Origin of the sequence: Promineifilum sp. (SeqCode), assembly GCF_041918635.1 — a bacterium.
GTDB lineage: Bacteria > Chloroflexota > Anaerolineae > Promineifilales > Promineifilaceae > Promineifilum.
In genome coordinates, this window is the sequence record NZ_JAYRVJ010000576.1 from 1 (window position 1) to 8,634 (window position 8,634).

The 8,634-nt window shown below is 65.0% G+C and carries 6 protein-coding genes; 3 read left to right on the plus strand and 3 right to left on the minus strand.

The window, feature by feature from the left end; genetic code table 11:
• Positions 1-130: 130 nt before the first annotated feature.
• Both ACE3UY_RS17190 and ACE3UY_RS17195 read right to left on the minus strand, forming a co-directional pair.
• Positions 131-886: an energy-coupling factor transporter transmembrane component T gene (locus tag ACE3UY_RS17190; RefSeq protein ID WP_374688717.1), complete on the minus strand. Its 756-nt coding sequence runs from the start codon at positions 884-886 to the stop codon at positions 131-133.
• A 60-nt stretch (positions 887-946) separates the two neighbouring features.
• Complete coding sequence (locus ACE3UY_RS17195) at positions 947-1,534, minus strand: ECF transporter S component (protein ID WP_374688718.1); 588 nt, start codon at positions 1,532-1,534, stop codon at positions 947-949.
• A 573-nt stretch (positions 1,535-2,107) separates the two neighbouring features.
• Between ACE3UY_RS17195 and ACE3UY_RS17200 the strand changes: the two genes are divergently transcribed.
• Complete coding sequence (locus ACE3UY_RS17200; RefSeq protein WP_374688719.1) at positions 2,108-5,275, plus strand: S8 family serine peptidase; 3,168 nt, start codon at positions 2,108-2,110, stop codon at positions 5,273-5,275.
• A 200-nt stretch (positions 5,276-5,475) separates the two neighbouring features.
• Here ACE3UY_RS17200 and ACE3UY_RS17205 read toward each other — a convergent pair whose 3' ends face one another.
• A complete protein-coding gene (locus tag ACE3UY_RS17205; RefSeq protein ID WP_374688720.1) occupies positions 5,476-6,669 on the minus strand; it encodes a PLP-dependent aspartate aminotransferase family protein in 1,194 nt (397 codons plus the stop codon).
• Between the two features lie 195 nt (positions 6,670-6,864).
• Here ACE3UY_RS17205 and ACE3UY_RS17210 point away from each other — a divergent pair, with 195 nt between their 5' ends.
• Entirely contained in the window at positions 6,865-7,812 is a 948-nt protein-coding gene (locus tag ACE3UY_RS17210; protein WP_374688721.1) for a PP2C family serine/threonine-protein phosphatase, read from the plus strand.
• Positions 7,813-8,094: 282 nt separating this feature from the next.
• Positions 8,095-8,634, plus strand: a 540-nt coding sequence (locus ACE3UY_RS17215) for an MBL fold metallo-hydrolase (protein WP_374688722.1), incomplete at its 3' end; no start/stop codon positions are given.

Sequence of the window (8,634 nt, forward strand, 5' to 3'; positions counted from 1 at the left end):
AGCGTGGACTTGCCCGCGCCATTGGCCCCGATGACGGCGCAGAACTGCCCGGCGGGAACCTCCAACGACAGCCCGGCCAGCGCGGGGGTGGTCGCGCGCGGATAGTGGTAAGTGACGTCGCTCAGCCGGATCACGCGGCAAACCTCGGCGCGAGGGCGATGTAGAGCCGCCAGCCGATCACCGCCAGCATGCCCAGGAGCAGCAGCCAGCGCACGAGCTTCTGGGCGGGCGTGTCGTGGAGCACGAGCAGGCTGGTCTTGGGGCCGCTGCGGCCGAAGGCCCGCACCTCCAGGGCGATGGCCCGCTCCTCGATGTCCACGATGCTGCCCAGCAAGAGCGGCTGGATGAGCGGTAGCAAGGCGCGGACGCGCACCAACAGGCTGCCCTCCGTCTCCAGCCCGCGCGAACGCTGGGCGTCGAGGATGGTGTTGGCCTTGGCCTGGAAGCGCGGGATGATCTGCATCGTCGCCAGCAGGACGTAGGCGATGCTCTTGGGGAAGCCGCGCTCGCTCAGCGCCAGCATCAGGCCGTCGGGGCGGGTGGTGAAGGTGAGCAGCAGGAAGCTGCTGACCACCATCAGGAAGCGGCCGGCGCTGCGGATGGCAAACATCAGCCCTTCTTCCTTGAGTGACAACGGCCCCAGACGCAAAATAGGCGTACCGCCCGGCCAGAACAACCCCTGCACCAGGAAGACGGAGATGATCACCGGCAGGGCCGCCTTAAGGACAGCGCGCAGGAAGGGCGGCAGGATGCCGGCCCAGGCGGCCAGGGGCAGAATGATCAGCCCAAAGGCCGCGTAGGTCAACCAGAGCCCGGGCAGGAACAGCCCCAGCACCAGACAGAAGCCGACCACAGCCAGCTTCGTCAGCGGGTGCAGGCGATGCATCCCGCTCTCGCGTGGGATGTATAGGCTGAACGATGCGCTCATAGGTCGCCGGACAGCCGACTAGCGGATGTCCTCGGCCCGCGAGAAGCGATCCAGGAAGCGCAGCGGTAGGGCGCGGATGACGCCCCAGACGATGAAGAACGAGATGGCCTTGTCGAGCGGGTCGGATGAGACGCCCTGGGCGAAGGCCGCCGGCAGGATGCCCAGACCCGCGTTGCGGAAGACGGCGGTGATCACGTCGGTGCCGGAGCCGGTGACGCCGCCCGAGACGTAGGTGAAGATGGGCGCGGAGATGAGCGCGGCGATCAGGCCGGTGATGACGCCGGCGATGATGGCCCGCCACCACACCTTGAACCAGCCAAAGCGCGAGAAGAGGCCGGCCAGCAAGCCGATGAACGCCCCCGTGATCCAGAAGGCGGTGTAGAACGAGTTGATGCCGCTCAGGCCCCAGATCAGATTGGTCAACGCGCCGGTCACCAGGCCGACCCATGGCCCGGCAACCGCGCCGACGAAGATCGTGCCGATTGAGTCCAGATAGAGAGGAACCTTCAGGGTATAGATGAGCTGGCCGATGGCGATGTTGATGGCGATCGCCACCGGAATCATCACCAGCGTGATGGTGCTAAAGTCGCGTCGCAAGCGTTCCATTTCCTCCAACCTCCTTGCGGGCAGGCGGGCCATGCTCACACGTGGCGCTCCGCTCACCCCTCTTAATGCCCAAAATTGTACGTGACTTTTGGGTTGTGTCCAATGCAGACCGATAAGAGGAACATAGAGTTCCACAGAGATAACACAGAGAGAAGAAATCGCTTGTCTTCCGTCTCTCTGTGTCCGCCCTCAGTGTCTCTCTGTGTTCCTCTTCCCCACTTTGCTCAAACATTTGCGCAAATCTCAGAAGACAGTAAAGTAGTTAAAATGACGTGAACAGTATGCAAGTCAAATTGTAAGCAATATCTGTCAAAATACATATGTCCTGTATATAATGACGCGCCGATTGCCGCCTATTGTCCTCTGCAGTCAGTGAACCGTAATCGACCACCGTCATGGGACACAATCCGGAGCCATTTCCCTGTCTGCCGCTCGCGTCTCGACCGGCAAGGAGGTAAGAGCGGATTCGAGAAACCACCAAAACGCCCTCAAGTCACCGGCCGGTTGTGGCTGCCCCACGCCCGCCGGATTGGATGTTCACCAACCTTTCTTTAAATGCCCAGGAGGCAAACGTTGTCCAAGCAAACTACTCTGAAGCGCACATTGAAGCTGTTGCTGGTGTTGGGCTTGCTGGCCCTCACCGCGTCCATCGCGCTGGCGCAGGATAGTCCGAGCGCCAACCGGGCCGACCGCGCCACCGCGAAGCCCCTTCCGGCCACTGTCAGCGGCGCCAAACTCGACGCCCCCATCCAGCTCGAAAACGTCGACGCGCCCGCCCTGCGCCTAAGCCCCGCCCTGCGCGGGCTGACCGGCGCGCAGCGCGTCATCGTCCGTCTGACCCAGCCCCCGGCCGCCGCGGCCGAGGCGACCGCTCAAGGCCTGGCCCGACAGGCGGCCCTGGCCCAGCAAAGCGGCATCGTTGCCAGCGCCCGCTCGCTCGACGCCAACGCCCGCGTCCTCGGCTCCACCCAGATCGTGTTGAACGCGGTCATGTTGGAAGTCGAGGGATCGGTCCTGGCCGAACTGGCCCAGAACCCCAATGTCATCTCCATCAACCCCGTCCACGACTACGAAGTGGACTTGTCGGAGACCGTACCCTACATCGGCGCGACCGAAGTCCAAAGCATGGGCTACGACGGTGCAGGTGTGCGCGTGGCCGTGCTCGACAGCGGCATCGACTATACCCACATCGCCTTCGACGGCTCCGGCAGCGTCGAGGAGTACCTGGCCAATGATCCGACGATCATCGAGCCTGGAACTTTCCCGACTGCCCGTGTCGTTGGCGGCTATGACTTCGTCGGCAGCGAGTGGCCCAACGCGGCCGAAGCGCCCGACCCCGACCCGCTGGATGAAGGCCCCGGCGGTGGTCACGGCACGCACGTGGCCGACATCATCGGCGGCAAGCTGGGCGTGGCCCCAGCCGTCGATCTGTATGCGGTCAAGGTCTGCTCCTCGGTCAGCACGTCCTGCTCCGGCATCGCCCTCATCCAGGGCATGGAGTTCGCCGTTGACCCCAACGGCGACGGCAACCCCAACGACGCCGTGGACATCATCAACATGTCGCTTGGTTCGTCCTATGGCGACCCGCGCTGGGACGACCTGGCCGCGGCGGTCAATAACGCCAGCAGCCTGGGTGTTCTGACGGTGGCGTCGGCCGGCAACAGCGCCGACAAGCCCTACGCCGCCGGCACGCCCTCGACGGCGACTTCCGCCCTGTCTGTGGCCCAGACCCAGATGCCTTCGGCCGTCGCGCCCGTCATGGAGATTCTCCAGCCGGCGAGCGTGGCCGGTCTGTACGAGGCGTCCTTCCAGCCCTGGTCGGCGCCCCTGACGGAGCGCATCGAGGCCCCGGTCATGTACGGTGACGGCGCGGGCGGCAACCTGCTTGGTTGCGACCCGTTTGCGCCCGGTTCGCTGACCGGCCACATCGTCCTGGTGAACCGCGGCACGTGCGCGATCAGCATTAAGGTCAGCAACATCGCCGCTGGCGGCGGCGTGGCCGGTGTGGTGGGCCTGATCGCCGCGGGCGATCCGACCGTCTTCAGCTATGGCGGCGGCGATCCGTCCGTGCCTGGCTTCAACGTCTCGCTGGCGACGGCCAACGCCGTCCGGGCCGGCCTGGCCGAGGGCGAAGTCATCGCCGCCTTCGACCCGATCAACGGCATCCCGTTGATTCAGCACATGGCCGGCTCCAGCAGCCGCGGCCCGAGCGTTGGCCTGAACGAGGCCAAGCCCGATATCGGCGCCCCCGGCGCGTCCGTCTCGGCCGTCTTCGGCACGGGCACGGGCACGGAGGGCTTCAGTGGCACGTCCGGCGCCGCGCCCATGGTGGCCGGCTCGGCGGCGCTGCTGATGGACGCCTATCCGTCGCGTTCCTGGGCGGAGATCAAGGCCGTCCTGATGAACACCGGCGAGACCAACATCATGAACCGGCCGGAGTTCTTCGGCGGTTACGCGGCGGCGATCAGCCGCATCGGCGGCGGCGAGGTGCGCGTTAACAACGCCCTGAAGTCGCCCGTGGCGGCCTGGGATCGCAACAGCCTGACCGGCTCGTTGTCGTTCGGCTTCCAGGATGTGACCGGCCAGACAGACCTGATCCGGCGGGTCACCATCCAGAACTACAGCAATCGGGCCATCACCCTGCGCTCGGAAGTGGAGTATCGCTACGATGAGGACGCCGGCGGCGAAGTGCGCCTGTCCGTTCCGTCGTGGTTCCAGGTTCCGGCGCGCGGCAGCGTCACCGTCCCGGTGCGCATGTTCATCCGGCCGCTGAGCAACCGCCCGCTGCACGAGTGGGTGCTGAATAGCGGCAGCCAGGGTGGCAACCCGGACGCGCTAACGTTCAACGAATACGACGGCTACCTGCACTTCATCGGCGTCGGGGCCAACGCCCAGGACGTCAACATCCACATGGCCTGGCACGTGCTGCCGCGCGGCGCGGGCAACATCGCCACCGGCTTCGTCCGCCAGACGAACACTGGCTGGGTGCGCAACACGGGCATGTCGGCGGCCTACATTGACACCTTCTCCCTGTTGGGCGCCAGCCCGGAGATCGCCGGCGACCCGGTGTGGGGTGGCAATCAGGCTCCGGCCGACCTGCGCTTTGTCGGCGTCCAGACCCATCCGGTTCCGGCCGGCTACTGCAGTGAGGCGGAGTCGTTCGTCCTGGCTCTGGCGGCCAACACCTGGGATCGCTACTCGCACGCCAGCAACATCTGGATCGAGTTCGACCTGGATACCGACGGTGACGGCAATGCCGACTACGCCGTGTTCAACTTCGACGCCTCCGGCGCGTTCAGCAGCGTGCCCAGCGACGGCCGCAGCCTGAGCTGGGTCTACGACCTGAACGCCGGCAGCGCCGACGCCTGGTTCTACACCGACCACAACACCAACAGCGGCAACTTCGTGCTGCTGCTGTGCGCCGAGCAGATCGGGATGACTGCCGCGGACATGCTGGAGACCTCCATGGACGTGTCAGCGTGGGCGGTGGACTGGTACTATGGCGGCCCGGCCGATAGCATCGAGGGCATGAACATCGTGCCGTTGGGTGAGCGCTACTACACCCTGTTCCAGAACAGCGACGCCGGCTCCACGACGCTGCCGCCGCGCTCGGCCCGCCTGGGCTTTGGCGTGCTCGATTTCGGCGACCAGTTGAACGCGACCGAGACTGGCCTGCTATGGCTCTATGGCCCCGGCGCGCCGGCCAACAACGAGGCCCGCGCCTGGGTGCTGGGCAATTAACCGGTGGAAACCCGGTTTCTTCTGAGAAACCGGGTTTCTAAAGGAGGTAAGAGAACCGGGTCTCGCTCCGTCTAATCAACAGAGCAAGCAGCACAACGCTTCTCATTTTCTTCCTCCTCCTAAGCAAGACGCCGCGCCCGATTCCCCTCGGGCGCGGCGTTTTTGCTGGAACAAATGAACTACAGACGCTAAATCCGTTTTTATCCGTGGTTAATTAATGCCTGAGCCAGGTCGGCTTTGATGTCGTCGATGTGTTCCAGGCCCACGGAGACGCGGATCAGCCCTGGCGTGATGCCCACCGCGCGGCGCTCGCCGTCGGTCAGGGCGCTGTGAGTGGTGCTGGCCGGGTGGGTGACGGTCGTGCGCGCGTCGCCCAGATTGGCCACGATGTCGCACATCTTCAGTCCGTCGAGCACCCGCCGCCCTGCCGGCAGCCCACCGGCCACCTCGAACGCCACAATCCCGCCGCCGGCCGCCATCTGCCGCCGCGCCAGGTCGTGCTGCGGGTGCGACGGCAGGAACGGGTAGCAGACGCTCCGCACGCCGGGCTGCCCCTGTAGCCACTCGGCCAGGGCCAGCGCGTTGGCGCAGTGGCGTTCCATGCGCAGCGGCAGCGTCTCCAATGCCTGGCTCAGCAGCCAACTGTTGAACGGCGAGAGCGTCGGCCCGGTCTGGCGGGCGAACTGGGTCAGCTCGTTCACCAGCAGCCGGTCGCCCAGCAACGCGCCGCCGATGGTGCGCCCCTGGCCGTCGAGGAACTTGGTGGTGGAGTGGACGACCAGATCCGCGCCGAAGGCCAGCGGGCGCTGGAGGATGGGCGTGGCGAACGTGTTGTCCACGACCAGCAGCACGCCCCGTTCCTGGCACAGCCCGGCGATCCAGGCCAGGTCGATGAGCGTCAGGCCCGGGTTCGAGGGCGTCTCCACCAGGCAGAGGCGTGTCTCCGGCCGGAAGAGGTCGGCCCAGGTGGACGTGAGCTCGGTGTCGGCGTAGGTGTGGGAGATTCCCCAGCGCGGCAGGATGGTGGTCAAAACCTGGTGGGTGGCTCCGAAGAGGGAGCGCGAGGCCAGCACGTGGTCGCCGCTGTTCAGCAGTCCGGCCAGCACGGTAAAGATGGCCGCCATACCGGAGGCCATGGGCAGCCCCGCCTCCGCCCCCTCCAGCGCACACAGCCGGGTGATGAGTTCGTCATTGTTGGGGTTGTCCCAGCGGGTGTAGACGTAGCCCAATTGCTCGCCGCTATAGACGGCGCGCGCCTGCTCGGCGTTGTCGAAGGTGAAGCCGGAGGCCATGTAGATGGGCGTCACCTGCTCGCGGTGGCGGGTAGGGTGGGCGCGGGTGCGAATGAGTTGGGTTTCGAGGCGGCGCTCGCCGGGTTTGTTTTGCTGTTCCATCGCTCTTCTCCTGGGCTGGTGGTTATATCGTTGTAACGCGGTTTAGTCGAGCGCGCTACCACACTTATAGCGCCGGATAACACCCCGCGGCTGCCGGCGCGAAGCGGCGGGTTGCCAACCCGCGCTACATCGTCAGGTAATCGTCAGGTTCGCCCCTTGCCACGGGCTTATGATCCCGCTATAGTGCCCAAACCTATGGACGATCCCTCCATCTCCGCCGCCTGGCGCACCGACTCCGGTCTGGTGCGCTCCCATAACGAGGACTTCGTCGCCGTCTATGAGCCAGACGACCCCGACGACCGCCGCCGCCACGGCTACCTTTACATCGTGGCCGACGGCGTGGGCGGGGCGGATGCGGGGGAGGTCGCCAGCCAATATGCCAGCGAGCAGACGCGCCACCACTACCTGGCCGGCGCCGGCCGCACCGATTGGGGGGCGCGCCTGATCGACGCCATGCAGGGGGCCAACACCGACCTGCGCCGGCTGGCCGCCGAGCGCAACGACAGCCGCCGCATGGCGACGACGATGGTCGCCGCCGTCATCCAGGACGGCCACGCTTACGTTGGCAATGTCGGCGACAGCCGCGCCTACCAGTATCGCGAGGGTTGGCTGGAGCAGATCAGTCGCGACCAGAGCCTCGTCGCTCGCTTGCTGGAGGAGGGGGCGCTGACGGCTGAGGAAGCGGCCAACTACCCCTACAAGAACGTCATCCTTTACAGCATCGGTTCGGAGAAGCGACCGCCCATTGACCTCTATGAGATCGCGATGGAGCCGGGCGACCTGCTCATTCTTTGCTCCGACGGGTTGACGCGCCACGTCGAAGACAGCGAGATCGCCGACGCAGTCGGCCGCCAGTTGCCAGAAGCAGCAGCGGCGGCGCTGGTGGATCTGGCCCGCCAGCGGGGTGGAGAGGACAACATCACCGTCGCCATCATCCAGCACGGCCCTCACCCATCCGAGCTGCCGGAACAGCCTACCCAGCCGATCACCGTCCCGCGTGTCGCGGTCGTCCAGCCCGCGCCCCAACCCGTGGCTGTCGAGCAGCCGCGCGGTCTGTGGGGCCTGACGGCGGCGCTGACCGTGGTAATGGTCGTCCTCATCTTCCTCCTCTGGTTCGTCATCCAACAAGCCACTGCAATTTAAGAAGAGAATCCATAGATTTCACAGATTACGCAGATTAAGAAGCTCACGCAAAGTCCGCCAAGATCGCTAAGAACGCAAAGATATATGTTCTTTTGGCGCTCTTGGCGCACTTTGCGAGCTTTGCGTGAGCCTCTTAGAAATCTGCGTAATCTGTGGATTCTCCTTCTTCATCTGCCCGTATTTTGACGGAACGGGCACAACGTCTTACAATTTTCAGTCAATATGACAACAACGCCATTACGTATTCTACCGCTGGGAGGCGTGGGGGAGATCGGTAAAAACATGACCGTCATCGAGTATGAGGACGACATCCTCATCGTCGATGCCGGCGTCATGTTCCCGGAGAACGACATGCTAGGCGTCGATCTCATCATCCCCGATTACCACTACCTCCTGGAGAACGACCGCCAGTCCAAAATTCGCGCCATCATCATCACGCATGGGCATGAGGATCACATCGGCGCGCTGCCGCACCTGATCGAAGACATCAACGTGCCGATCTACGCCACGCCGCTGACGCTGGGCCTCATCGAGACCAAACTGCGCGAGGCGCGCCAGTTGCACGAGGCGGAACTGATCGCCTTCCGCGCCGGCGAGGTGCTCCAGATCGGCCCGTTCACGATCGAGCCGTTCCATGTCGCCCACAGCATCCCTGATTGCGTCGGCTTCGGCATCACCACACCCGTCGGCCTGATCGTCCACACCGGCGACTATAAGTTCGACCACACTCCCATCGACGGCTGGCCGCCCGACTTCGCCAAGCTGGCTGAATTCTCGCAGCGCGGCGTGCTGGCCCTGCTGGCCGACAGCACCAACGCCGAC